The 24,267-nt window shown below is 69.9% G+C and carries 17 protein-coding genes; 10 read left to right on the top strand and 7 right to left on the bottom strand.

The window, feature by feature from the left end:
• Nucleotides 1–12: 12 nt before the first annotated feature.
• The 3 genes from ACO2RJ_RS14310 to ACO2RJ_RS14300 all read right to left on the bottom strand — a co-directional run bounded on the left by ACO2RJ_RS14310 (nt 13) and on the right by ACO2RJ_RS14300 (nt 9,842).
• Nucleotides 13–1,410: an aminotransferase class I/II-fold pyridoxal phosphate-dependent enzyme gene (locus ACO2RJ_RS14310; RefSeq protein ID WP_423268671.1), complete on the bottom strand. Its 1,398-nt coding sequence runs from the start codon at nt 1,408–1,410 to the stop codon at nt 13–15.
• Entirely contained in the window at nt 1,407–9,062 is a 7,656-nt protein-coding gene (locus tag ACO2RJ_RS14305) for an SDR family NAD(P)-dependent oxidoreductase (RefSeq protein ID WP_423268670.1), read from the bottom strand. Before ACO2RJ_RS14305 ends, ACO2RJ_RS14310 begins: the two co-directional genes overlap by 4 nt.
• A 423-nt stretch (nt 9,063–9,485) precedes the next feature.
• Entirely contained in the window at nt 9,486–9,842 is a 357-nt protein-coding gene (locus ACO2RJ_RS14300; protein WP_423268669.1) for a hypothetical protein, read from the bottom strand.
• A 232-nt stretch (nt 9,843–10,074) separates the two neighbouring features.
• Between ACO2RJ_RS14300 and ACO2RJ_RS14295 the strand changes: the two genes are divergently transcribed.
• Nucleotides 10,075–11,010, top strand: a complete 936-nt coding sequence (locus ACO2RJ_RS14295; RefSeq protein WP_423268668.1) for a DMT family transporter — start codon at nt 10,075–10,077, stop codon at nt 11,008–11,010.
• Between the two features lie 18 nt (nt 11,011–11,028).
• Here the strand turns inward: ACO2RJ_RS14295 and ACO2RJ_RS14290 are convergent, their stop codons facing one another.
• The 3 genes from ACO2RJ_RS14290 to ACO2RJ_RS14280 all read right to left on the bottom strand — a co-directional run bounded on the left by ACO2RJ_RS14290 (nt 11,029) and on the right by ACO2RJ_RS14280 (nt 13,618).
• The gene (locus ACO2RJ_RS14290) at nt 11,029–12,702 is read right to left on the bottom strand and encodes a formate--tetrahydrofolate ligase (protein WP_423268667.1); all 1,674 of its coding nucleotides are present in this window, start codon (nt 12,700–12,702) and stop codon (nt 11,029–11,031) included.
• A 184-nt stretch (nt 12,703–12,886) separates the two neighbouring features.
• Nucleotides 12,887–13,057, bottom strand: coding sequence for a hypothetical protein (locus ACO2RJ_RS14285; protein ID WP_423268666.1), 171 nt, complete (start codon nt 13,055–13,057; stop codon nt 12,887–12,889).
• 102 nt (nt 13,058–13,159) lie between these two features.
• Nucleotides 13,160–13,618 (bottom strand): pilus assembly protein N-terminal domain-containing protein, encoded by a 459-nt coding sequence (locus tag ACO2RJ_RS14280; RefSeq protein ID WP_423268989.1) that lies wholly within the window; start codon nt 13,616–13,618, stop codon nt 13,160–13,162.
• 402 nt (nt 13,619–14,020) lie between these two features.
• Here ACO2RJ_RS14280 and ACO2RJ_RS14275 point away from each other — a divergent pair, with 402 nt between their 5' ends.
• The 9 genes from ACO2RJ_RS14275 to ACO2RJ_RS14235 all read left to right on the top strand — a co-directional run bounded on the left by ACO2RJ_RS14275 (nt 14,021) and on the right by ACO2RJ_RS14235 (nt 22,961).
• Nucleotides 14,021–14,197, top strand: coding sequence for a Flp family type IVb pilin (locus ACO2RJ_RS14275; RefSeq protein ID WP_423268665.1), 177 nt, complete (start codon nt 14,021–14,023; stop codon nt 14,195–14,197).
• Nucleotides 14,198–14,386: 189 nt separating this feature from the next.
• The gene (locus ACO2RJ_RS14270) at nt 14,387–14,887 is read left to right on the top strand and encodes an A24 family peptidase (protein ID WP_423268664.1); all 501 of its coding nucleotides are present in this window, start codon (nt 14,387–14,389) and stop codon (nt 14,885–14,887) included.
• Between the two features lie 184 nt (nt 14,888–15,071).
• Nucleotides 15,072–15,866, top strand: coding sequence for a Flp pilus assembly protein CpaB (gene cpaB / locus ACO2RJ_RS14265; protein WP_423268663.1), 795 nt, complete (start codon nt 15,072–15,074; stop codon nt 15,864–15,866).
• An 89-nt stretch (nt 15,867–15,955) separates the two neighbouring features.
• Nucleotides 15,956–17,398 carry a type II and III secretion system protein family protein gene (locus tag ACO2RJ_RS14260; RefSeq protein ID WP_423268662.1) on the top strand — a complete coding sequence of 481 codons (1,443 nt, stop codon included), beginning with the start codon at nt 15,956–15,958 and terminating at the stop codon, nt 17,396–17,398.
• Between the two features lie 27 nt (nt 17,399–17,425).
• Complete coding sequence (locus tag ACO2RJ_RS14255; RefSeq protein WP_423268661.1) at nt 17,426–18,148, top strand: CpaD family pilus assembly protein; 723 nt, start codon at nt 17,426–17,428, stop codon at nt 18,146–18,148.
• Nucleotides 18,148–19,434, top strand: coding sequence for an AAA family ATPase (locus tag ACO2RJ_RS14250; protein ID WP_423268988.1), 1,287 nt, complete (start codon nt 18,148–18,150; stop codon nt 19,432–19,434). The genes ACO2RJ_RS14255 and ACO2RJ_RS14250 overlap by 1 nt, the downstream gene beginning before the upstream one ends.
• A 23-nt stretch (nt 19,435–19,457) precedes the next feature.
• Complete coding sequence (locus ACO2RJ_RS14245) at nt 19,458–20,951, top strand: CpaF family protein (protein ID WP_423268660.1); 1,494 nt, start codon at nt 19,458–19,460, stop codon at nt 20,949–20,951.
• 17 nt (nt 20,952–20,968) lie between these two features.
• A complete protein-coding gene (locus tag ACO2RJ_RS14240; protein WP_423268659.1) occupies nt 20,969–21,943 on the top strand; it encodes a type II secretion system F family protein in 975 nt (324 codons plus the stop codon).
• Nucleotides 21,944–21,986: 43 nt separating this feature from the next.
• Nucleotides 21,987–22,961 (top strand): type II secretion system F family protein, encoded by a 975-nt coding sequence (locus ACO2RJ_RS14235; protein WP_423268658.1) that lies wholly within the window; start codon nt 21,987–21,989, stop codon nt 22,959–22,961.
• 22 nt (nt 22,962–22,983) lie between these two features.
• Here the strand turns inward: ACO2RJ_RS14235 and ACO2RJ_RS14230 are convergent, their stop codons facing one another.
• Nucleotides 22,984–24,144: an osmoprotectant NAGGN system M42 family peptidase gene (locus tag ACO2RJ_RS14230; protein WP_423268657.1), complete on the bottom strand. Its 1,161-nt coding sequence runs from the start codon at nt 24,142–24,144 to the stop codon at nt 22,984–22,986.
• Between the last annotated feature and the right edge of the window lie 123 nt (nt 24,145–24,267).

Here is a 24,267-nt window from a genome sequence, read left to right as displayed (position 1 = left end):
GGGCAAAGCCGATCAGGCCGGGCGCGTCGCTTTGGCCAGCGCCGCGGCCATCTTGATGCCGAAGCCCGCCTTGGCGAGACCGGCGTGCTCTTCCGCCGTCGCGGCCACGGCCGCATCGATCTGATCGTGGGTGTGTTCGCTGGTGATGAAGAACCTCAGCCGCGCCGAGCGTTCCGGAACGGCGGGATGCACGATCGGCAGCGCGTTCACCCCGCGCTCCAGCAGGCGGTTGGCGAGATGCACCGCCCGCAGGCTGTCCCCGACCATGACGGGCACGATCGCGGTTCCCGTTGCGTCGCCCACGTCGAGCCCCGCCTCCTTGGCCTTCACGACGAAGCGCTCCCCATTCGAACGGAGCTTCGCCACGCGCTCAGGCTCGCGCTCCAGAAGATCAAAGCACGCGATCGCGGCGGCCGCCACGGGCGCCGGCATGCCGACGCTGTACACGAAGCCAGGCGCGGTGAATTTCAGATATTCGACGAGCGAGGCCGAGCCCGCGATGAAGCCGCCGCAGCCCGACAGCGTCTTCGACAGCGTGCCCATCCAGATGTCGACGTCGCGGGGATCGACGCCGCACTCCTCGGCGAGCCCCTTGCCGGTCTTGCCCAGCACGCCGAGCGAATGCGCCTCGTCGACCATCAGCCAGAAACCGTAGCGGTCGCGCATGGAGACGAGGCGGGCGAGATCGGGGAAGTCCCCGTCCATCGAATACAGGCCTTCGACCGCGACCAGCACCCGCTCGTGGCGGTGGGCGTGCTGGATCAGCAGCTCGTCGAGCGCGTCGAGGTCGTTGTGCGCGAACGGCCGGCGTGTCGCCCCCGACAGATTCGCGCCGACCACGATGGAGTTGTGGGCGAGTGAATCGTAAAGGATCAGGTCGCCCTGCCGGAGCAAATGGCCGATCGTGCCGACATTGGTGGCGTGGCCGCTGACGAAGGCGACCGCGGCGTCGACGCCGTAGAAGCCCGCGACGCGGGCTTCGAGCTCCTGGTGGAACGGCCGTTCGCCCGCGACCAGCCGGCTCGCCGAGACCGACACGCCGTAGCGGTCGATCGCGTCCTTGGCCGCGGCGGCGACCTCCGGATGGCCGTTGAGGCCGAGATAATTGTAGGAGGCGAAGTTCAGGTGCTCGCGCCCGTCGATCACGGTCGTCGCGCCGGCGCAGCCGTCATGGATGCGGAAGAACGGATTGCCGACGCCGAGCAGGTCGGCGACCGCCCGCTGCGTGCGGATGTCCTTGAGCTCCGGGATGTCGGCGAAGCGGTCGCCGCGTTTGCGGACCGGCCTCGGCTTCATGGGCGTCGCGACGTCGTTGCGTAGGCCAGGCTTCGGCTGCTGCTGCCGAAGAGCGCCGAGAATGCCGTCCTTGGCCGTGCGCGAGAGCGCGCCGATGCCCCTGCGCTCGCTCATCCGCCCACTCCCACGATGGTGGCTCGCCGCGCCTCGACCGCCTCGCCGAACTCCGCGAGGTCGTCCGCCGTGACGTCATCGGAGATGTGGCGATGAATGAGATCGGCGTTGGCGACGCCGGCCTCCATCGTGTCTGGCTCGTGGATGCGCGACACGATCGACTGCGCGATCGTGGTCAGGGTCGTCGAGTCGCCGATCGCGACCAGCGGCAGCTCGATGTCGAAGCGCCGCTCCACGCTCATCCGCAGTTCGAGGCCCATCAGCGAATCCATGCCGAGCTCGGCGAGCGGCCGCTGCGGGGAAATCTCCTTCGCCGGCAGCTTGAGGATGCGGGCGACCTCGTGCGACAGGATTTCGGCCACCGCCTCGCGGGCCTCGCGGGCGTCCTTGCCGCGCACCAGCGCCGCGAGATCGATCTGCTCGGCCGTGTCCTGCGGTCCCATTTCGGCGCCGGCCAGAACCTGCGCGAACATCGGCGACGCCAGGAAGGCGAGCTCGCGCCGCGCCGAGCCCCAATCGATCGGCGCGATGGTGATCGTCGCCGTTTCCAGCCGTGCGTCGGGCCGCGCCATCACGCGGCCGAGACCTTCGAGCGCCTCGGCGCCCGAAAGCGTGGCGTGGCCGAGCCGCTTCTGGATCTTCTCCTTCACGTCGCCGGTGCGGGCGAGGTAGCCGACGTCGCCCAGCGCGCCCCAGGCGATCGCGAGGCCCGGCCGGCCCTCGGCGCGGCGGCGGCGCATCAGCGACTCGAGCCAGGCGTTGGCCGCGACGTAGTTGGCCTGGCCGGGATTGCCGATCACGGTGGTCGCCGAGGAGTAGACGACGAACTGCTCGATCGGATCGTTGCGGGTGAGCGCGTCGAGCGCCGCGGCGCCGTCGATCTTGGGGCGCAGCACGGCGTTGAACCGCGCAGCGTCGAGATTGGCGAGCAGCGCGTCCTCCAGCACCATCGCGACGTGCCAGGCGCCGCCGATCGGCCCGAGCGCCGCGCGGGTCTCCTTGAGCGCCGCGTCGAGCGCCGCCTCGTCGGCCGCGTCGCAGGCGAACACCTTGACGGTCGCGCCGGCGGCCTGGAGCCGGGCGACGCCGACCCTCGCGGCCTCGCTCTTCGCGCCCGAGCGGCCGATGAGCGCGAGTTTGGTCGCGCCGTTTGCGACCAGCCATTCCGCGGTCGCGAGGCCGAAGCCGCCGAGGCCGCCGACGAGCACATGCGCGCCCTCCGCCGCCCGGAACGCCGCAGGGGCCACGGTCGGGAGGGCCGCCGGCGCCATCGGGCGCACCACGATCTTGCCGACATGGCCGGACTGCTGCATCAGCCGGAACGCGTCGCGGATTTCAGTCGCCTCGAAAGCCCGGTAGGGCAGCGGCGCGAACACGCCCTTGGCGAACAGCTTCAGCGCGTCGCCGAACAGCTTCTGGCCGAGCGGCCCGCGGTGGACCAGCAGCTGGTCGGCGTCGATGCCGAAATAGGAGATGTTGCGGCGGAACGGCCTGAGCCCGATGCGGCTGTTGGCGTAGTAGTCGCGCTTGCCGAGCTCCAGGAACCGGCCGAACGGGCGCACCACCTGAAGGCTGCGCTCCATCGCCTCGCCGAACAGCGAGTTGAGCACGACGTCGACGCCTTCGCCGCCGGTGAGGCGCTTCACCTCGTCGACGAATTCGAGGCTGCGGCTCGACAGGACATGCTTCGCGCCGAGCGCGCGCAGCAGGTCGCGCTTCTCGTCGGAGCCGGCGGTCGCGATCACCTTGGCGCCGCGCCACAGCGCGATCTGGAGCGCCGCGAGGCCGACGCCGCCGGCCCCGCCATGGATCAGCACCCATTCGCCGCGCTTGATCTGCGCGAGGTGGTGCAGGGCGTAATAGGCGGTGAGGAAGCAGACCGGGATGGTCGCGCCCTCTTCGAAGCCGATGGCCTCGGGCAGCGGGGCGACGGCGGATTCCGACGTCACGACGCGCGAGGCGAAGGCGCCCGACGCGAAGGCGACGACCCGGTCGCCCGCCTTGAAGCGGGTGACGCCGGCGCCGACGGCCGTGACGACGCCGGAGCATTCGATGCCGAGGCCCGGTCCGGCGAAGCCGTCCTCCAGCGCCTCTTCGGGCAGCAGGCCGAGCGCCCACATCACGTCGCGGAAGTTCAGGCCGACGGCCGCGACGTCGATCGCGACTTCGCCGCGCTCCGGCATGCGCTTCGGCGAGGCGCGCCAGACGAGGTCGTCCAGGCCGCCGTCGCGGCCGATCTCGAGCACGGCCACCTCGGCCGTCGGCGCCTCGTCCGAAGCCTGGACCGGCGCCGGAAGGCCCGGCCGCAGCCGCGGGGCCTCGACCCCGCCCGCCGACAGCACGAGCTCGACGTCGGCGCGCGGCGTCGTGACCTCGGCCGCAACCGCGCGGCCTCCCGCCTCGGCGCCGAGCGCCTCGGCGACGTCGATCAGCCGGATGTCCGTTCCCCGGAATTCATTACGCACGACGCGCAGGAACCCGGCCAGAGCGGCCTGGTCGGGCCGGTCGCCGGGCTGGTCGAGCGCGCCGGAAAGACTGCCGGGCGCCACGAGCCACAGCCGGGCGCCCGAAATCTGGGCCGCGCGGGCGAGCGACAGCACGCGCTCGGCGCGGCTGGTCACGGACCTCGATCCGGCGACCTCCGGACCGTCGAACACCGCGACGATGTCGGCGCTGGCCTCGGTCGCGCCCTTTCGCGGCGCGGGCAGGCCGAGCTCGGCGGCGAGACCCCAGGCGGCGTCGATCTCGGCCGGCTTCTTCGCCGCGCCGTTGGCGGCATGTCCATTGGCGTGGCCGTTCGAGCCGTTCGCTGCGCTCTTGGGGGCCGGAGCGGCGGGAGCCGCCGAGGGACGCAGTGTGACGGGGCGTCCGCCGCCCTCGATGGCCCGGGCGATCGCGAGCGCCAGCGGGTCGGGCGCGCCGGCGGCCTCGGTCACGAGCACGACCGGCGTCGCCGCGCCATGCGCCGCCACGTCCATGTCCGCGCCGCGCCGCCTGCGGGCGCCGAGCACCAGGCCGGTCGGCGAACGCGCGCCGGCGAGCGGCGCGACGCTCGCGTCGACGAGGCGCGCGTCATCGAGATCCGCCGTCCAGTCCCCGGCCGAGCGCGCCGATCCGATCGCGAAGTCGGTGGAGGCCGAGCGGTCGAACCATCCGGCTTCGACCCCGAAGACGACGTCGAGGAAGGGCGTCGGCGCGAGCGCCGACAGGACCAGCCTGCCGCCGTCCGCGAGCCGCGCCGCGAGCCGACGCACGGCGTCGGGCGCGGCGACCGCGGATCCCCAGGCGAGCTGGCCGACGACGAGGTCGAACTTCGCGGACTCCGCGCCGTCCGTGGCCATGTCGAAGGCTTCGATCGAGACGTTGGGCAGGCCTGCGAAGGCGAAACGCAGCCGTTCGGCCGCGGTCGCGTCGGGGTCGGTGACCACGAGCGTCACCCGGCGGTCTTCGCCGAGCGGCGCGAGACGGCGCGTCAGCGCGCCGGCGCCCGCGGCGATCTCCAGGATGCGGATCGGGCGATCCACGGGCGCAGACGCGACTTCGGCCGCGACGAGCGCGGCGACGGCCGCCGCTCCGCTCGCGACGAGCGGCGAGGCTCCGGAAGCGTGCGCCAGCGTAGCGGCGCCATAGGCGTGCTCGATCGGGCCCTCCTTGAGGGCCTTCGGCAGCAAAGCGGCCGCGCGCGTCGCGAGCACGCATTCGGCGCCCCGATCGGGATGGTCCGCGAGCACCGTGCGGACGATCTCGGTCGAGGAGGGCAGGCCGGTGTCCGCCGCGATCGTCCAGACGTCGCCGTCGAGCGAGGCGTGTCCGCGTTCCTCCAGCAGTCCGAGCAACCGGCCGGCGAGCGCGGCCGCGCTCTCGGCGAGACCGCCCTTCGCCACCAGGTCCGCGACGCGTCCGCTGCGCTTGCGGCCGAACAGGCGGATCACGCCCTCATGCGCAAGCGCGACGGCGAAGGCCTCGAGCAGCAGGTCGTCGTCCGGGCGATGATCGTCCTCGCCGGCGATGAGGCCGAGCGCGGCCGCGCGGGCCGAGAGCGGCTCGCCCGCCGCCGGAGCGACGGAATCCGCGGCGGCCCCGACGAGCGCGGGCTTGACGTGATAGCTCAGCCGTTCGAGCGGCGTGCGGCGCGCAAGCGTGACGGCGCGGAAGCGCGCGTCGTTGAGCGTCGCGACGATCGCGCCCTCGGCGTCGACGAAGGTGAAGGCGGCGTCGATCGAGCGCGGGCTCAGGCGCCGGATTACGACCTCCGCGCCGGCGATCGTCGCCCCGGGGACGAGCAGCCGCAGCGAACCGAAGCGCATCGGCAGATAGGTGACGTCGGTCCGCTCGCCATGCGCCCCGAACAGCGTCAGCAGCGAATGGAAGCAGGCGTCGAAGTCGCAGGGGTGCAGCCCGTAACGGGCGTCCCGCGCGCCGGGGCGCTGCGCTTCCGGAACGAGCCGGACCGACAGCCTCTCCGACGAGAAGCGGCGGACATGGTCGACGACGCGGAAGGACGGTCCGAAGCCGAGACCGTGCGTCTCCGCCTTGGCGTAGAGCTCGCGGGCCTGGAAGATCTCTCCGCCGGAGGCCGGCGCGGGAAGCTTCGCCTCCACCGTCGGAGGGGCGGACACGCGTCCCGAGGCGTGCACGATCCAGCCGTCGCTTCTGAGGCGGGGCCGGCTGAGAATCTCGACGGTGCGGCTCTCCGACGAGATCCGGGTGCGCACTTCCGTCATCGCTTCGCTGTCGAGGGTCAGCGCGTGCGGAATCTCGAAGTCGGCGAGCTCGACGATCTCCGCGCCGAGCCATGCGCGGCCGGCGGCGAGCGCCATTTCGGCCAGCGCCGCGCCCGGCACGACCACCCGGCCGCCAACCTTGTGGTCGGCGAGCAGCGGCACGACCGCGGGGTCGAGATGGATCGTCCACTCGTCGGCGTCGGCCCGCAGGCGGGAGCCGATCAACGGATGGGAGTCGTAGCCGCGATAGAAGGACTGGGCTTCCGCCGTCACGCCGACCGCGAAGGCCGCGTTCTGCCAGGGGTAGCGCGGCAGGCGTTCGGCGGGGCCGGACAGGCGCCCGAAGGCGGCGTCGCGCTCGACGCGGCCGCCCTTCGCGATCACGCGCGCCAGCGTGCGGCGCACGGGGTCGCGGTCGCCCGCGCCATGATCGTCGCAGGACACCACGCCGCCGGTGATCTCGGCGGCGGCTACGCCGTCCGCGATGTAGGTCTGCAGCACCGGCCGCGGGCCGATCTCGACGAACACGCGCGCGCCGGCGGCGATCGCGGAGGCGACCGCGTCGGAGAAGCGCACCGGCCGGCGCACATTCGCCCACCAGTAGCCGGCGTCGAGCCGGCGGCCCTCGATCTCGCCGCCATAGACGCTCGAAATGAAGGGGAGCGCCGTCGCGCCCGGCTTCAGCCTGGCGAGGTCGGCGAGCAGGGGCGCCTCGACGCCGTCGATCAGCCCGGTGTGGAAGGGATAGTCGATGTCGAGCACGCGCATCGGCACGCGGCGGCCGCGGGCGAAACGGGCGAGCTCGGCGAGTTCGTCCTTCGGGCCGGACACCGTGATCGAGCGCTCGCTGTTGACGGCGGCGATCTCGATATTGGCGAAGCCGCCCGCGCGGATCAGCGCCACGACCTCCTCGGCCGGCAGCAGCACGGCGGCCATGCCGCCAGCGTTCCAGGCGATCTCCTGATGCACGCTGCGCGAATGCACGACGTCGACGGCCTGCGCCAGAGTGAGCGCGCCCGCTTCCGCCGCGGCGGCGACCTCGCCGACCGAATGGCCGAGCACGACGTCCGGCGTCACGCCGGCGGCCGCGAGCGCGGCCGTCGTCGCGTTCTGCACGGCGAACAGAAGCGGCTGCGCGAACTCGGCGCGCTTCAGCCGCTCCGCGACGTCGTCGGCGAACAGCGCGTCGGCGATCGACCAGCCGCCGACCTTGCCGAACAGCGCGTCGATCTCGCCGATGCGCGCCCGGAACGCGGCGTTGCCGCCGTGCAGCTTGCGGCCCATGCCGGCCCATTGCGAGCCGTTGCCGGAAAAGGCGAAGGCGACCGGCGCGTCGCGGGCGACCGCGGCGTCGATCGTGGCGTCCTTGGCGTCGTCGCCGGCGGCGACCGCGGCGAGCGTCGCCGCCCAGCTCGCGGGATCGTCGCTCTCGAGCACGAGGCGCTTGGACAGCAGGTCGCGGGTCGCGGCCACGCTGGTCGCGACGTGGCGCGCGCCCGCGGCGTCACGGCCCTCGAGCGTCTTGGCGTAGGCGCCGGCGAGCGCCGACAGCGCCTCGCGCGACCGCGCCGACAGCGCCAGCACGGGCGTCGCGCCGGCGGTCTCGACGACGCGCGGCGCGGCCCGCCCCGCGCGGTCCTCCGGCGTCGGGTCGCAGGCGACGACATGCGCGTTGGTGCCGCCGAAGCCGAAGGAGTTGACGCCGGCGTAGCGGGGCCGGCCGCCGCGCGGCAGCGGCACGGCCTTGGTCGCGACGGCGAGGTTCAGCTCTTCGAACGGAATGTCGGGGTTCAGCTCCTCGACATGCAGGCTCGCCGGCAGAAGGTCGTGCTCGAGCGCGAGGTCGACCTTGAGCAGGCCGACCATGCCCGAGGCCGGCTCGAGATGGCCGACATTGGTCTTCACCGAGCCGATCGGCACCGGGCCGACCGTGCGCCGCTTCAGAGCCGCGCCGACGGCGCCCGCCTCGGCCGGGTCGCCGACGCGGGTGCCGGTGCCGTGGGCCTCGATGAAGGCGACGTCGTCGAGGTCGATCCCGGCCTCTTCATAGACCCGCTTGAGCAGCGTGATCTGGGCGTCGGAGGAGGGCAGCGACATGCCGACGGTGCGTCCGTCGGAATTGACGCCCGAGGCGGCGATCATGAGCCGCATCGGCCGCCGTGCGGCGCGCGCGACGTCGGCGCGCTCGAGAATCATAGCGACTCCGCCCTCGGCGCGGACATAGCCGTCGGCGCGTGAGTCGAAGGCGCGGCAGAGGCCGTGCGGCGACAGCATCGTCGCCTGCGCGAAGGAGATGAACGGGAACGGGCTCGCCAGGATGTTCACGCCGACGACGACGGCGCGCTCGATGCGGCCGGCCCTCAAGGCCGCGATCGCCTCGTTCATGGCGACCAGCGACGACGAACAGGCGGTGTCGACCGTGAAGCTCGGGCCGTGCAGATCGTAAATATACGAAATACGATTTGACACGATCGACAGCGTGTTGCCGGTCGCGAAATAGGCGTCGGCGGAGCCCGGATCGAAAATCACCCGGTTGCCATAGTCGAGCGCGGACGCGCCGACATAGACGCCGGTGTCGGATCCAGCGATCGAGGACGGCGGTATTCCGGCGTCTTCGAGCGCTTCCCAGACGAGCTGCAGCGACAGGCGCTGCTGGGGGTCCATCTGTTCGGCCTCGCGCGGCGAGATGCCGAACGCGGCGGGGTCGAAGCCCCAGATGTCGTCGAGGACGCCGGCGGCGAAGGTGTAGCTCTTGCCGGGCTCGCCCTTGCGGGGATGCAGGTAGCGGGCGTGGCTCCAGCGATCCTCGCCGATCGAGGTGACGGCGCAGCGTCCCTCGGCGAGCAAGCGCCAGAAGGCATCGACGTCGTTCGCGCCGGGCAGCCTGCAGGCGCGTCCGACAATGGCGAGTGGAACGCTCTTCTTCATTTGCAGAGACGCAACTCCGTCCGTCCGGCGTGGCCGACCGCCCGCCTTGTCCGACCGTCCCGTCGGGCGTGGCGAAGGCTGCTGGACATCGGCGCGACAACGTTCATGAGCCCGGACTCCGGGGCGCGACCCGGCCGGGCCAGGCGATACGAAAGTTCGAGGGGGCGTGTCTCGTCTATCAGAGGTTTGGCTATGGCTGTCAAGCGCGCCCCCGGCGTCTCGCCGGACCCGTCACGAAGCCGCCACACATGGCGAAGGGCGGGATAAGCGCGCGCCCCTTCCGCCGATCCTGCCTGCATGCACCCCTGCATTAAAGCCTCGCGCCGATCGAGCGCCGGTCTCCGCAGGCTCACTCGCGCGTGAATTCTACACGACTTCCGCCGCCTCCGGCCACCGTCGTGGTCCGATCCTTAACGCGAGGGATCAGCCGCGCCGGGACAGGCGGCGGGCGTTGGCGCGGACGGTGCGCGACACCGGCCGCAGCGCGGCCTCGCCGGCCGCGACCATCACGCCGGCGGCCGCGACGGGTCCGGCGGCGGCGTTCAGGCGGGTGAGCACCCGGCCGGCGGCCATCCCGCCCTCGACGCCGGCGGCGAGCTTCTCCGTCACCATCCGCTCGGCCTCGAGCAGTCCGGCGCTGGTCGGAAGCCCGGCCTCCACGGTCATGCGGGACAGGCGCGCGGCGACGACGTAGCCGACCGCCGGACCCATCGCGGCCATGCCGCCGGCGAGCGCGGCCTGCCGCCGCCACAGATCGAACAGCGCGAACATCTCGGTCATGCACTCTCCCAATACGGATTCGAAGCGAGCGGCGGGTCCGCGGAAAGGCGCGGAGACATACCACCGCGCCGGGGCGATCCGCGTGGCGCATTCGCCGCACGGCGATCATAAAACGGCGGAGGCGCGGCCGCCCGTGCGCCGCTGGGGCGGCGGACTTGCGCCCGCGGGAGATTGACCGGGCCCCCCGTCCGCGTTAGCGCGACGCCCCCGCATCGCGCGAGGCCGCGCCTTCATGTCTTCGATTCTGCGACGCCTCGGCGAGAGCGCGTTCGGCCGCCCCTATCTCCTGCTGTCGCTCACCTCGCTGTTCTGGGCGGGCAACATCGTGCTCGGCCGCTTCGCGGCGGGGCGGATTCCGCCGATCGGGCTCGCCTGGGTGCGCTGGACGGGCGCGTTCCTGCTGCTGATCGGCTTCGCCTGGCCGCATGTCCGGCGCGACTGGCCCGCGATCAACCGGAACTGGGGCCGGCTCTCGCTCCTGGCCCTGACCGGCGTCGCCGTCTACAATTCGATGGCCTATTGGGGCCTGCAATACACCGAGGCGCTCAACGCGCTGCTGATCCAGTCCACCGGGCCGTTGCTGATCGCGGTCTGGACGCTTCTGCTGTTCCGCGAAACTCTGACCCTCGTCCAGCTGTTCGGGGTCGTGGTGTCGCTCGCCGGCGTCGTCGTGATCCTGACGCGCGGCGACCTCGCCGCGCTGGCGCATATCCGCTTCAATGTCGGCGACGTCTGGGTGTTCAGCGCGATGGTGATCTACGCGCTCTATTCGGCGCTGCTCCGGCTGAAGCCGGCGCTGCACTGGCTGTCCTTCCTCACGGTCACCGTCGGCCTCGGCGCGATGATGATGACGCCGGCCTTCCTGTGGGAGGCGTCGCAGGGGCGGACGATGACCTTCGACGCGACGACCCTGCTGTCGGTCGCCTATGTCGTGGTGTTCCCCTCGACGCTCGCCTACATCTTCTTCATCCGCGGGGTCGAGCTCATCGGCGCCAACCGCGCCGGCCCGTTCTTCCACCTGATGCCGCTGTTCGGGGCCGCGCTCGCGATCCTGTTCCTCGGCGAACGGCCGCAGCCGTTCCACGCCGTGGGCTTCGCGCTGGTGCTCGCGGGCGTCGCGGTCGCGACACGCAAGCCGTCCCAGCCGGCGGAGCCTCCCGCCGGCTGACGCGCGCCTCGCGAGTGTTTACGCGATGCCGTCGATCGTGCCGTCGTCGAGCAGCTTGATGTTGGCCGAGGCCGGGACCTTGGGCAGGCCCGGCATGGTCATGAGGTCGCCGCAGATCACCACGACGAAGCCGGCGCCCGCAGACAGCCGGACCTCGCGGATCGGCAGAGTGTGGCCGGTCGGCGCGCCATAGGCGGTCGGGTCGGCCGAGAAGGAGTTCTGGGTCTTGGCGATGCAGACCGGGAACCTGCCGTAGCCGGCCTCCTCCCACTCCTTGAGCTGCTTGCGGATCGCGGGCGAGGCCTGCACCTTGTCGGCGCGGTAGATCTCCTTCGCGATGGTCTCGACCTTCTGCAGCAGCGGCATGTCGTCGGGATAAAGCGGGCTGAACTCGGCCTTCTCCCGCCCGACGAGCTCGACCACAGAGCGGGCGAGATCCGCCGCGCCCTCGGCGCCGTCCGCCCAGTGCCGGCAGACCACGGCGTCGACGCCGAAATCGGCCCGGACGGCCGTCTGCAGCGCCTCGATCTCGGCGTCGGTGTCGGCGACGAAATGGTTGATCGCGACCACGACCGGCACGCCGAATTTCTTGAGGTTCTCGATGTGGCGGCCGAGATTGGCGAGGCCGCCCTTCAGCGCCGCGACGTTCTCGGTCTTGAGGTCGGTCTTCGCCATGCCGCCGTGCATCTTCAGCGCGCGGACGGTCGCCACGATCACCACGCAATCCGGCGACAGGCCGGAGAAGCGGCATTTGATGTCCATGAACTTCTCGGCGCCGAGATCGGCGCCGAAGCCGGCCTCCGTGACGGTCCAGTCGGCGAGCTTCATCGCCGTCGTCGTCGCGATCACCGAGTTGCAGCCATGGGCGATGTTGGCGAACGGCCCGCCATGAATGAAGACGGGGGAGCCGTCGATCGACTGGACGAGGTTCGGGCGCATCGCGTCGCGCAGCAGCACGCAGAGCGAGCCTTGCGCGTCGACGTCCTTCGCGGTCACCGGCTTCTTGTCGACGGTGTAGGCGACCACGATGCGCGAGATCCGCTCCTCGAGGTCCTTGAGGTCATTGGCGAGGCAGAAGATCGCCATGATCTCGGACGCGACCGTGATGTCGAAGCCCGCTTCCCGTGTGTAGCCGTTCACCGGCGCGCCGCAGCCCGAGATGATCTGGCGCAGCGTCCGGTCGTTCATGTCGAGCACGCGGCGGAACACGATGCGGCGCGGGTCGATGTTGAGCGGGTTGCCCCAGTACAGCGAATTGTCGACGAGCGCGGCGAGCAGATTGTTTGCGCTGGTGATCGCATGGAAATCGCCGGTGAAGTGCAGGTTGATCTGCTCCATCGGAACGACCTGGGCGCGGCCGCCGCCGGCGGCGCCGCCCTTCACCCCGAACACCGGCCCGAGCGAAGGCTCGCGAAGGCACATCACGGCCTTCTGGCCGATGTGGTTCAGCGCGTCACCGAGGCCCACGGTGGTCGTGGTCTTGCCCTCGCCGGCGGGCGTGGGGCTGATCGCCGTGACGAGCACCAGCTTGGCGCCGTCCTTCTTCGGCAGCTCCGCGATGAAGCGGTCGTCGACCTTGGCGATGTGCCGGCCGTGCAGGTGAAGCGCATCCTCCGGTATGCCCGCCTTCGCGGCGATCTCGACGATGGGCTTGAGCTCCGCCGCGCGGGCGATCTCGATGTCGGTGGGCATACTCGGCCTCTCCGGCGTGCGAGGGAAAAGGACATGCCGGCATGGGCCGGGCGGGCCGGAGTTTTGGCGCGTGGACGAAGGCTCCGCAAGCCGTGAAGCAGCCCAAGCCCTTGAGAACGACGAAGGTATGACGGGAGAGCGGCGCAGGTTCGGCCCGGCGAGAGGCCCCGGCGTCGCGCCGAATTCAGGGAGCGGCTCCGACCGCGGACATGAGTTGTCCGACGGCGAACACGAAGGTGGTCTCGAACATCGCGACGGCGATCGCGATCAGGGGCAGGGCCGCTGCGCCCGCGGCCGCGCGTGACGTCCGGCGGCGCGCATGGCGTGACGGTCGGCGCTCCGCGATCGGGCGCATCGAGGCTCCTCCGTGGAGCGCCGGTCGCGCGCGCTCCATCCGCGGCGAGACTCGGCCGAACCTCCTAACGAGGCGTTAACGTTCGCCGGAGCGCTCCGGCCGTCAGTTCTCGCGCCCGGTCGACATGCCGCCGCGCTGGTTGATCTGTCCGGCCGTCGCCGAAAAGCTGTCCGGGGAGTCGCCGACGGCGAGCACCGGCTCGCAGCGCGGCATGCAGGCGAAGCTCTCGCGCTTCGCCCCGCGCTGGACCACGACCACGTTGTCCTGCGCGCGCCGAACGCTGACCAGCGTCTCGCTCAGCACCGCCCCGGCGCCGTCAAGCAGCATGATGTTGGTGGAGCCGTAGCTCTTGCCGGTGATGACGAGCACGCCGTTCTTCTGCATCGTCGCGTCCGCGATCAGCGGGTTGCCGATGATCACAGTCGACGTCCCGTCCGGGGCGCGCAAGATGCTCGCCCGATCCACGGAGACATCGACCGCGTTCTCAGCCGCCGCCGCGGAACTAAGTAATACTACGGATAGCGCGCCAAGAACGCCCGCTTTCCGAAATTGCGACGACATGAAGGAAGCCATGGCCCCGTTCCCCAACATTCGATCGGGTCACTGAAGCCGAATTGGGTGAACGAATCGCTAAGACCTGAGCTTTGCTTGGCCGAGCGCCGTCATGACAGTTCGTTTCGCCGCCGAAAGCGTCCTCACAGCCTCCGGGCGCCCGTCTGATGCGCCGCTCCCCGGCGAGTCCATTTGGTAAAGTTGTAGATTAAACCATTGTTAAATAAATTAATCCCGGAAATAATACTTTAACCCTGAATACCGTCATTTTGAAACAGATGATAATTGCTTATGAGATTAACCCAATCGCAACATGGCGATGGTTATGTTCACGTCGTTCCCGGCGCACCGAAGACCACAGAGGTCGCGGGACAGGAGCTTTCGCAACCTCCGTGAACCAGGAGAACTGACATGAGCATGTTCAAGCGCTTCGTGAAGGACGAGTCCGGCGCGACCGCCATCGAGTACGGCCTGATCGCCGTCGGCATCGCCATCGCCATCATCACCGCGGTCGGCATCGTCGGCGACAATCTAGAGGGCACGTTCACCACCATCGGCGACTCTCTCCAGAACAACACCCCTCGCTGATACGGATCAGACGAATCGCGTCTCGCCGCCGTATAAAGCGGGGGCGCGCCGAGACGTCGCCCCGAAGCCGCCGCTCCCGGACAGCCGGGCGGCGGTTTCGTCGTTTTCGGACCGTTGACGCGACGTTAGCGCTTCGCGCGTACACAGCGGGCGTGCCCGCGCCCCGCCGCGCGGACTTGGGAGGCCGGCATGCTCGAAACCCTGGTCGTGGTCGTTCTGCCCGCTCTCGTGCTCGTCGCCGCGGCGTCCGACCTGCTCACCATGACGATCCCGAACCGGTTGGTGCTTGCGATCGCGGCCGTCTTTCTGCTGGCCGCGCCGCTCGCAGGCCTCGGATTGAGCCAGATCGGCATGCATCTCTTGGCCGGATTGCTCGTGCTCGCGATCGGGATCGCCCTGTTCGCGCCAGGCTGGATCGGCGGCGGCGACGCCAAGCTTGCGGCCGCGCTGGCGCTCTGGCTCGGTTTCGAGCCGCTGCTGTCCTGGTTCGTGCTGTTCGCGCTGTTCGGCGGCGCCCTGACGCTCGGCATGCTGTTCTACCGTCGGTTTCCGCTGCCGCTGCAGCTGCACCGGGTCGATTTCCTGTCGAAGCTGCACGATCCGAAAACGGGCGTGCCCTACGGCATCGCGCTCGCCGCCGGCACCCTGTTCCTGTGGCCGTCGACCGAGTGGTTCGCCCGTCTCCTCTGATTCCGTCCGAGTAGTTCGCGCGCGCGGCGGGTCCGCAGCTCCGCAAGTTATCGACGGCTTATTTAAGAAGGGCAGGCGGGGCGCATTCGCCAACACTCGTTAACCATGAATTGACCTTTCCCTGTTTCTCTCATCCGGACGCCACATGGCCCGCCAAGCGGGTCGACGCCCGGGGACAGCAGACATGAAGACCGCCCGCATCGTGGTTCTCGGCATCGCGCTTGTGGCGGGCGTCGGCGCGGCGATGCTCGCCGGCGGTTCGAAGAGGCCGGCGCCGACGCAGACCGTGGTGCAGCAGAAGACGATCGACACCGTCGACGTGCTGGTGGCGGCTCACGACATCGAGATGGGCGACGTGGTGCGCGCCGAGGACCTGCGGTGGCAGGCCTGGCCGGAAGCCGCCGCGAACCCCGCCTATCTCAAGCAGACCACCACGCCCGCCGCGGCCCAGGACACCGCCGGCTCGATCGCCCGGTCGCCCTTCGTGGCGGGCGAGCCGATCCGCCCCGACAAGCTGATCAAGGGCGCAGGCTCCGGCTACATGGCCGCGATCCTCCCCGCCGGCATGCGCGCGATGTCGATCGAAATCTCGCCCGAGACCGGCGCCGGCGGCTTCATCCTGCCGAACGACCGCGTGGACGCCATTCTGACGCGCAAGGTGACCGGCCCGACCGGCCGGGACGAGTCGTACTCAGAGACCCTCGCCCAGAACGTCCGCGTGCTCGCGATCGACCAGACGGTCGAGGACAAGGACGGCAAGAAGGTGGTGGTCGGCAAGACCGCGACGCTCGAGCTCACCCCTGGCCAGGCCGAACAGATTTCGCTGAGCCGCCAGCAGGGCGCCGTCGCCCTCTCGCTCCGGGCGCTCGTCGACTCCGGTCCGAACGCCTCGCTCACCGCCGAAGATCCCAACGCCCGTCGCGGCGGCGGCGTCACCGTCGTCCGCTACGGCGTCGCCACTCAGGGTGGGGCGCGGTGACCGGCGCAAGCCGGCGTCCGCTCCTCGCGACTTTCGATCGAACGTCCACGAAGCGCCGCGCTAGCGCGCCTGCCGCAAAGAGCCTCGCCATGACCCAAGACGCAGTGTCCGGCCCGGCCGCCCGCCTCAGGCGCGGGCTCCGCCAGGCGCTGGTCGCGACCAGCGTGATCGCGCTGGCCGCGCCGCAGGCGGCCTTCGCCGCAGATTCGGCCTTCCTCGACGCAGGCTACGCCGCCGCCGACGGCGCGAGCGACCGGATCGATCTCGGCATCGGAAAATCCTACGTCGTCACGCTGCCGAAGGACGCCAAGGAGGTGTTCGTCGCCGATCCCTCGGTCGCCAACGCCGTCGTGCGGTCCGCCCGCAAGGCCTATCTCATCGGCGCGGGGCCGGGGCAGACCGACGTCAAGTTCCTCGACGGCGACGGACGTGAGATCGCCTCCTACGAGGTCTCGGTGTCCCGCGACGTCGGGTCGATCCGCGCCTCGATCTCGCGCTCGATCGACGGCGGCAAGGTCCGCGTCGAAGGCGTCGGCGACGGCGTGGTGGTGACCGGCTCGGTCAAGTCCGCGCAGGAGGCCCAGACGGCGATCGATATCGCGACCGGCTACATGGTCGACCCTAAGAAGGTCGTCAACGCGCTCAAGATCGAAGGGCAGGACCAGGTCCTGCTCAAGGTCAAGGTCGTCGAGATGAAGCGCGAGGTCGTCAAGCAGCTCGGCATCAACTACAACATCAACGGCGTGAAGATCGGCGGCGTCACCTTCAACGGCGGCACCGCGTTCCCGTTCGGCGCCAACAATTCGTCTCCGGCGGGCACGATCATCGGCTCGGTCGCCGCGGGCGGCGGTTCGTTCCAGCCGCGCCTCGACGCCATGGAGCGGGCCGGCGTCATCAAGACGCTCGCGGAGCCGAACCTCACCGCGATCTCCGGCGAGAGCGCCAAGTTCCTGGCCGGCGGCCAGTATCCCTTTCCCGGCGCCTGCACGATCGCGGACGGGGTCTGCACGCGCTCGGTGGAGTTCAAGGATTTCGGCGTCGGGCTGGCCTTCACGCCGGTGGTGCTCTCGGGCGGGCGCATCAGCCTGAAGATCTCGACCGAGGTCAGCGAGCTCGATCCCTCGAACGGCATCACCGACAACGGCCTCGTCATTCCGGGCCTGCAGGTCCGGCGCGCCGACTCCACCGTCGAAATCCCCTCGGGCGGCTCGATCGTGATGGCAGGCCTTATCCAGCAGCAGACCAAGCGGGTCGCGGCCGGCCTGCCCGGGCTGATGAAGATGCCGGTGCTGGGCGCGCTGTTCCGGTCCAACGACTACCTCAAGAACGAGACCGAGCTCGCGATCTTCGTGACGCCCTATCTCGCCAAGCCGACCGCGCCGCAGGCGCTGTCGAGCCCCGACGACGGCTTCGCCGAGCCGAGCGATCCCTCGGCGATCTTCCTCGGGCGTCTGAACCGCATCTACGGCATTCCCGGAAAGATCGACCCGCAGACCGTCGACGCGCGGCGCGGCGGCTTCATCATCGATTGACGCGCGAGCTGAACGGAGCACCCGCAGATGACCCCCCACCGTCCGTCTCAGCACGCCAGGCGCCTCGTCGCCGCGCTGCTTGCGGGATCCGGCCTCGCCCTCGGCGGCTGCCACGCTGACCGGATCGTCAACGAGGCCTACCCGACCACCTACCAGCAGCGGCACCCGATCGTGCTGTCCGAAGGCGCCGCGCGCCTTGATCTTCCGGTAGGAGGCGGGGCAGGCGGCCTCACCGAGCGCCAGAGGCAGGACATCCGCGCCTTCGCCGCCGACTGGCGCAAGAACGGCCGCGGACCGGTCGGGATGATGATCCCGGACGCGGCCGCCGGCGTTCACTCGAGCCCGGCCATCCGCAACACGCTGGCGGCGGCGGGCGTGCCGTCCACCCAGATCGTCAGCCGGCGCTACCCGGTCGACGGCCCGGAGACCGCGGTGGTTAAGCTCGGCTACGTCAAGCTCAAGGCGAACGTGCCCCACCCGTGCGGCCTCTGGCCTGAAGATCTCGGACACGGCGGCGGCGACTACTACGGCGCCAGCCAGAACCGCGAATACTGGAACTTCGGCTGCGCGACGCAGGCGAACCTGGCGGCCCAGGTCGCCGATCCGGAAGACCTCGCCCGGCCTCGCGCCCAGTCGCCGGTCTATGCGGCGCGCCGCCAGACCGTGATCGAGAAGCACCGCGACGGCGAAGACACGACCACGAACTACCGTCAGGAAGACGTCGAAGTGAGTGAGGTCGGGGGAAAATGATGAGGGGCATCCAGGATCAGCTCGGCGCGGCCACGCCCTCCGAGGTCTCCAGCGCGGCGCACGCCGCGGCCGTCATCGCGCCGCTGCCGCGGGTCTCGATCCAGGCGTTCTGCGAGACGCCCGAGATCGCGCGCCTGATCGAGCAGGCGACCGGCGACCGCCGGATGGAGAAGGCGCATGTCAAGGTTCAGATGGGCGGCGGTCTCGCGGCCTCCGAGGCCTATCGCAACGCGCCGACGCCGAACGTCATCGTCATCGAGGGCGACGCCCACCGGGAGCGTCTGATCGAGACGCTCGACCGCCTGTCCGAGGTCTGCGACGCCGACACCAAGGTCGTCGTGATCGGCCAGGTCAACGACGTCCTGCTCTATCGCGAGCTGATGCGGCTCGGGGTCAGCGACTATCTCGTGCCGCCGCTCGGCGTCGTGGACCTCGTGCGCTCGCTGTCGGAGATCTTCCGCGCCCCCGGCGCAGACCCGGTCGGCCGCTCGATCGCCTTCGTCGGCGCCAAGGGCGGCGTGGGCGCCTCGACGATCGCCCACAACACGTCCTGGGCGATGGCGCGCCAGCTCAAGCTCGACAGCGTGGTCATCGATCTCGACCTCGCTTACGGCACCGCCGGCCTCAACTTCAACCAGGATCCTCCCCAGGGCGTCGCCGAAGTGGTGTTCGCGCCGGACCGGCTGGACGCCGCGCTGGTCGACCGGCTGCTGTCGAAATGCACCGAGCAGCTGAGCCTGCTCGCGGCCCCGGCGACGCTCGATCGGGTCTACGACTTCCATGAGGACGTCTTCGACCCGCTGCTCGACATCCTGCGCTCGAACGTGCCCTGCGCGGTGCTCGACGTGCCGCACATCTGGACGGCGTGGTCCAAGCGCGTGCTGATCGGCGCCGACGAGGTCGTCATCGTCGCCGGCCCCGATCTGGCGAATCTGCGCAACGCCAAGAACCTGATCGATCTTCTCAAGTCCGCGCGCGCCAATGACGCGCCGCCGAAGTTGATCCTCAACCAGGTCGGCGTGCCGAAGCGCGCCGAGATCAAGCCGGCCGAATTCGCCAAGGCGCTCGATCTCGAGCCGTCCGCGATCATCCCGTTCGATCCGCAGCTGTTCGGCAACGCGGCGAACAACGGGCAGATGATCGCGGAGACCGCGCCCGCCAACAAGGTCAACGAGATCTTCGTCGATCTCGCCAAGCGGCTGACCGGCAAATCGGAGGCGAAGCGCGCCAAGCGCACGCTCCTCGATCCGCTGATGGCGCGCATCAACTGGAAGAAGGCCGGCTGAGGCCGGCGCGATCGGAGCGAGCCATGTTCGGAAAACGAGGACCGACGATCACGTCGCCGGGCGGCGGCTTCGGCCGCGGCTCGGGAAATGACGAGTTCGGCGCCCCCCTGATCCCGGCCGCGCCCGTCGCCTCGGCGCCCCAGGCCCCGCAGCGGGTCGAGATTCAGCATCCTGCGGCGCCGCCCGCGCCGCCGCCGCCGTCGCCGTCCGACACGAAGCGGAGCGACGACTATTTCCAGACGAAGAGCCGCATCTTCGGCGCGCTGATCGAAGCGATCGACCTCGCGCAGCTCGCGCGCCTCGACACCGAGAGCGCCCGCGAGGAAATCCGCGACATCGTCAACGAGATCATCGCGATCCGGAACGTCGTGATGTCGATCGCCGAGCAGGAGGAGCTGCTCGACGACATCTGCAACGACGTTCTCGGCTACGGCCCGCTCGAGCCGCTGCTCGCCCGCGACGACATCGCCGACATCATGGTCAACGGCTCGGCCAAGACCTACATCGAAGTCTCCGGCAAGGTGCAGAACACCCATGTCCGGTTCCGCGACAACGGCCAGCTGCTGAACATCTGCCAGCGCATCGTCAGCCAGGTGGGCCGCCGCGTCGACGAAAGCTCGCCGATCTGCGACGCGCGCTTGCCCGACGGCTCGCGCGTCAACGTCATCGTCCCGCCGCTCGCGCTCGACGGGCCGACGCTCACGATCCGCAAGTTCAAGAAGGACAAGCTGACGCTCGATCAGCTGGTCCGCTTCGGCTCGATCAGCCCGGAAGGCGCCGAGATCCTGAAGATCATCGGCCGCGTCCGCTGCAACGTGCTGATCTCCGGCGGCACGGGCTCCGGCAAGACGACGCTGCTCAACTGCCTGACGCGCTACATCGACGAGGACGAGCGCATCATCACCTGCGAGGACGCCGCGGAGCTGCAGCTCCAGCAGCCGCATGTGGTGCGCCTCGAGACCCGCCCCCCGAACCTCGAAGGCGAGGGCATGGTCAGCATGCGCGACCTCGTCAAGAACTGCCTGCGCATGCGCCCCGAGCGGATCATCGTGGGCGAGGTGCGCGGCCCGGAGGCCTTCGACCTGCTCCAGGCCATGAACACCGGTCACGACGGCTCGATGGGCACGCTGCACGCGAACTCGCCGCGCGAGGCCCTGTCGCGTCTCGAGAGCATGATCACGATGGGCGGCTTCACGCTCCCGTCGAAGACCATCAAGGAGATGATCTGCACGTCGGTCGACGTCATCGTGCAGGCGTCCCGCCTGCGCGACGGCTCCCGCCGCATCACGCACGTCACCGAAGTGATGGGCATGGAAGGCGACGTGATCATCACGCAGGACATCCTGCTCTACGACATCATGGGCGAAGACCAGAACAAGCGGCTGCTCGGCCGCCATCGCTCGACCGGCATCGGCCGGCCGCGGTTCTGGGAGCGCGCCCGCTATTTCGGCGAGGAGCACCGGCTCGCCGCGGCGATCGACGCGATGGACGTCGACGCCGGTCCCAAGGTCGCCTGACGGAAGGGACGCGCGCCATGGATCTCGGGAACCTGCCGGTCATCCTGCTCGCGGCCGTCGCCGCGGGCGGCGCGGCCTACGCGCTGATCTACCCCTATCTGTCAGGCGAGGCCCGGCTTGAGGAGCGGCAGAAGATGGTTGGCGTCGACCGTCGCAGGGGCGCGACCCCGGCGGCGGTCGAATCCCTCCGGCGCGGTCAGGTCGCGGACAGCCTGAAGGCCCTGGACGACAGGCAGAAGCGCGTCAACCGGCCGAACCTGAAGACGAAGATCGCTCAGGCCGGTCTCGAGTGGTCGATCAGGAAATTCTACGTCGTCAGCGCGATCATGGCCGCGGCGTTTGGGCTTGCGGGGCTGCTGATGACGGCCGACGTCCGGGTCGCGGCCGCCGCCGCCTTCGCCGGCGGCCTCGGGGCGCCGCGCTGGCTCATCAGCTTCCTGAAGAACCGGCGCATCAACAAGTTCCTCACCGAGCTTCCGAACGGCGTCGAAGTGATCCTGCGCGGCCTGAAGGCCGGCCTGCCCCTCGGCGACTGCATCCGCATCGTCGCCAACGAGGCGCAGGAGCCGGTCAAGACCGAGTTCCGCAAGATCGTCGAGGAGCAGTCGGTCGGCGTTCCCCTGTCGGAGGCCGTCGCCAAGCTCTACGAGCGCATGCCCGTGCCGGAAGCGAACTTCTTCGGCATCGTCATCGCGATCCAGTCGAAGGCCGGCGGCAGCCTGTCCGACGCCCTCGGCAACCTTGCGAAGGTGCTGCGCGACCGCAAGCGGATGAAGCAGAAGATCCAGGCCCTCAGCATGGAGGCGAAGGCTTCGGCGTCGATCATCGGCGCGCTGCCGCTGGTGACGATCGCCGGCATCTCGCTCGCCAATCCCAAATACATGGAACTGATGTGGACCACCGATCTCGGCCGGGTGATGCTGGTTGGTTCGGCCTTGTGGATGCTCACCGGCATCCTCGTCATGAAGAAGATGATCAACTTCAACTTCTAAGCGCCGTGCGGGAAGCGCGCGGCGAGCTTGTGGGGAACGGCTCGTGATCGACCAGATCTTCCGGACCGTCAACGATCCGAGCGCGATGGCCGCCGTGCTCGCCGCGATCGCGGCGATGGCGACCGTGATCACCCTCGGCATGCCGCTGCTCGCCGGCGACGGTCTCGAGAAGCGCATGAAGGCGGTGGGCGCCGAGCGCTCCAAGATCCGGGCGCGCGAGCGCGAGCGCATGGCCCGGGGCGAGCGCAAGGGCCTGAAGCGCGAGCCCAAGGCCTACATGCAGAACATCGTCAGCCAGCTCAACCTGACGAAGCATCTCGGCACGCAGGACGCCAAGGAGCGGCTCCAGACGGCGGGCTATCGCGGACAGGGCGCGATGGTCGCGTTCCTGTTCTTCCGCCTCGTCGCTCCGCTCGTCTTCCTGGTCGTCGCCCTGATCTATTTCTTCCTGATCAAGACCTATGGCTGGCCGCCGATCGCCCGGGTGGGCATCGCGGTGTTCGCGGCCTATGCCGGCATGAAGGCGCCCGAGATCTTCCTCAAGAACAAGACCCAGAAGCGCCAGCAGTCGATCCGGCGCGCCTGGCCGGACGCTCTCGACCTGATGCTGATCTGCGTGGAATCCGGCATGTCGGTCGAGGCGGCCTTCCGCAAGGTCGCCGACGAGATCGCGACGCAATCGGTCGAGCTCGCCGAAGAGCTCACGCTGACCATGGCCGAGATGTCCTATCTGCAGGACCGTCGGACGGCCTATGAGAATCTCGGCGCCCGCACCGGGCTGGACACCGTCAAGTCGGTCGGCACGGCGCTGATCCAGGCCGACAAATACGGCACGCCGGTGTCGACCGCCCTGCGCGTGCTCAGCCAGGACAGCCGCGACACACGGATGATGGAGGCGGAGAAGAAGGCGGCCGGCCTGCCGCCGAAGCTCACCGTGCCGATGATCCTGTTCTTCCTGCCGGTGATCTTCATCGTGATCCTCGGCCCGGCCTACATCCAGGTCACCGGCCTGAAATAGGCCCTCGCCCGTCGCCCGTCCGTTACTCGCGGGCGGGCAACTCCTCGCTCGGCTCGATGTCCGGCTCGGCCGGCGCGGTCGGCTGGTGGGGGAAGCCTTCGATCGAGCCGAGCGGCTTGGCGTCGCGCTTGATGTCGATCGGGCTCGTCACATAGGCCGTCATCAGTTCCGCCAGCGACCGCAGAGCGTGCATGTGGATGCGCTCGTAGCCGTGGCTCGCGTCGACGCCGAACGTCGCGAGCGCGGTGCGCACGTCCGCTCCCGCCTCGATCGCGGAGGCGCTGTCGGAGCGGTAGTAGCGGAACACGTCGCGCTGGTGGCGGATGTCGTTCTCGCGCGCGAGCCGGATCAGCTCATGGGTGAGATGGTAGTCGAACGGCCCGGTCTGGTCGGCCATGCCGATCGTGACGCCGAACTCGTCGCTCGCCTGGCCGGGCGCGCTGGTGCCGTTGTCGATGGTGACCATCGCGGCGACGTCGTGCGGCAGGACCGCCGCGGCGCCGACGCCCACCTCTTCGGCGATCGACAGCACGAACCAGGTGTCGACCGGCGGCTTGGTTCCGGATTCCACGACCGCCTTCAGCGTCGACAGCAGGATCGCGACGCCCGCCTTGTCGTCGAGATGGCGCGAGACGATGAAGCCGTTGTCGAGAAACTCGGCCTGGGTGTCGACCGCGACCACGTCGCCGACGTGGAAGCCGAGGCGCTGCAGGTCGGCGACGTCGCGCACCAGCGCGTCGACGCGCACCTCGACGTGCTGCCACCCAGTCGGCTGGCTGTCGACCTCGTCGGCATAAGTGTGGCCGGAGGCCTTGAGCGGCAGGATCGAGCCGCGATAGGCGCCCTGCTCGGTGAAGATCGTGACGCGGGCGCCTTCCGCGAAGCGGGCCGACCAGTTGCCGATCGGCACGATCTCGAGCCGGCCGTTCGGCTTCAGCAGCTTCACCTGCGCGCCGAGCGTGTCGAGATGCGCGATCAGCGCGCGGGACGGATCCTTCACGCGGCCCTTGAGCTTCGCGCGGATCGCGCCGCGGCGCGTGACCTCGGGCTCGACGCCGAGCCGCACCAACTCGTCGACGACTGCGTGCGTGATCGTGTCCGTGAAGCCCGTCGGGCTCGGGATCTTGAGCAGGCCCCGAAGCTGTTCGGAGAGATAGTCGATGTCGACGTCGAGACGCGGCATGGATCACCTGGGGGCTTTGGGCCGGGACCGATTCTGGGCGCGGTCTCTTACCACGGATGAGAGGTCCGGCGCGGCGTCTGCGCCGGCCGGAAGCTGCGGCGAACGCCACGCGATGGACGCATA

Source organism: Hansschlegelia sp. KR7-227 (assembly GCF_049446035.1).
Taxonomy (GTDB): Bacteria; Pseudomonadota; Alphaproteobacteria; order Rhizobiales; family Methylopilaceae; genus Methylopila.
The sequence above is the reverse complement of the archived record's forward strand: the minus strand, read 5'-3'. Positions and strand labels throughout refer to the sequence as shown.

Excerpts from the sequence above, each read along its gene's own strand:
- ACO2RJ_RS14285 (WP_423268666.1), bottom strand. The coding sequence starts at position 13,057 with ATGCGCCCGATCGCGGAGCGCCGACCGTCACGCCATGCGCGCCGCCGG.
- ACO2RJ_RS14270 (WP_423268664.1), top strand. The coding sequence starts at position 14,387 with ATGCTCGAAACCCTGGTCGTGGTCGTTCTGCCCGCTCTCGTGCTCGTC.
- ACO2RJ_RS14275 (WP_423268665.1), top strand. The coding sequence starts at position 14,021 with ATGAGCATGTTCAAGCGCTTCGTGAAGGACGAGTCCGGCGCGACCGCC.
- ACO2RJ_RS14310 (WP_423268671.1), bottom strand. The coding sequence starts at position 1,410 with ATGAGCGAGCGCAGGGGCATCGGCGCGCTCTCGCGCACGGCCAAGGAC.
- ACO2RJ_RS14290 (WP_423268667.1), bottom strand. The coding sequence starts at position 12,702 with ATGCCCACCGACATCGAGATCGCCCGCGCGGCGGAGCTCAAGCCCATC.
- ACO2RJ_RS14295 (WP_423268668.1), top strand. The coding sequence starts at position 10,075 with ATGTCTTCGATTCTGCGACGCCTCGGCGAGAGCGCGTTCGGCCGCCCC.
- ACO2RJ_RS14245 (WP_423268660.1), top strand. The coding sequence starts at position 19,458 with ATGTTCGGAAAACGAGGACCGACGATCACGTCGCCGGGCGGCGGCTTC.
- ACO2RJ_RS14280 (WP_423268989.1), bottom strand. The coding sequence starts at position 13,618 with ATGTCGTCGCAATTTCGGAAAGCGGGCGTTCTTGGCGCGCTATCCGTA.
- ACO2RJ_RS14250 (WP_423268988.1), top strand. The coding sequence starts at position 18,148 with ATGAGGGGCATCCAGGATCAGCTCGGCGCGGCCACGCCCTCCGAGGTC.
- ACO2RJ_RS14240 (WP_423268659.1), top strand. The coding sequence starts at position 20,969 with ATGGATCTCGGGAACCTGCCGGTCATCCTGCTCGCGGCCGTCGCCGCG.
- ACO2RJ_RS14230 (WP_423268657.1), bottom strand. The coding sequence starts at position 24,144 with ATGCCGCGTCTCGACGTCGACATCGACTATCTCTCCGAACAGCTTCGG.
- ACO2RJ_RS14260 (WP_423268662.1), top strand. The coding sequence starts at position 15,956 with ATGACCCAAGACGCAGTGTCCGGCCCGGCCGCCCGCCTCAGGCGCGGG.
- cpaB (WP_423268663.1), top strand. The coding sequence starts at position 15,072 with ATGAAGACCGCCCGCATCGTGGTTCTCGGCATCGCGCTTGTGGCGGGC.
- ACO2RJ_RS14305 (WP_423268670.1), bottom strand. The coding sequence starts at position 9,062 with ATGAAGAAGAGCGTTCCACTCGCCATTGTCGGACGCGCCTGCAGGCTG.
- ACO2RJ_RS14255 (WP_423268661.1), top strand. The coding sequence starts at position 17,426 with ATGACCCCCCACCGTCCGTCTCAGCACGCCAGGCGCCTCGTCGCCGCG.
- ACO2RJ_RS14300 (WP_423268669.1), bottom strand. The coding sequence starts at position 9,842 with ATGACCGAGATGTTCGCGCTGTTCGATCTGTGGCGGCGGCAGGCCGCG.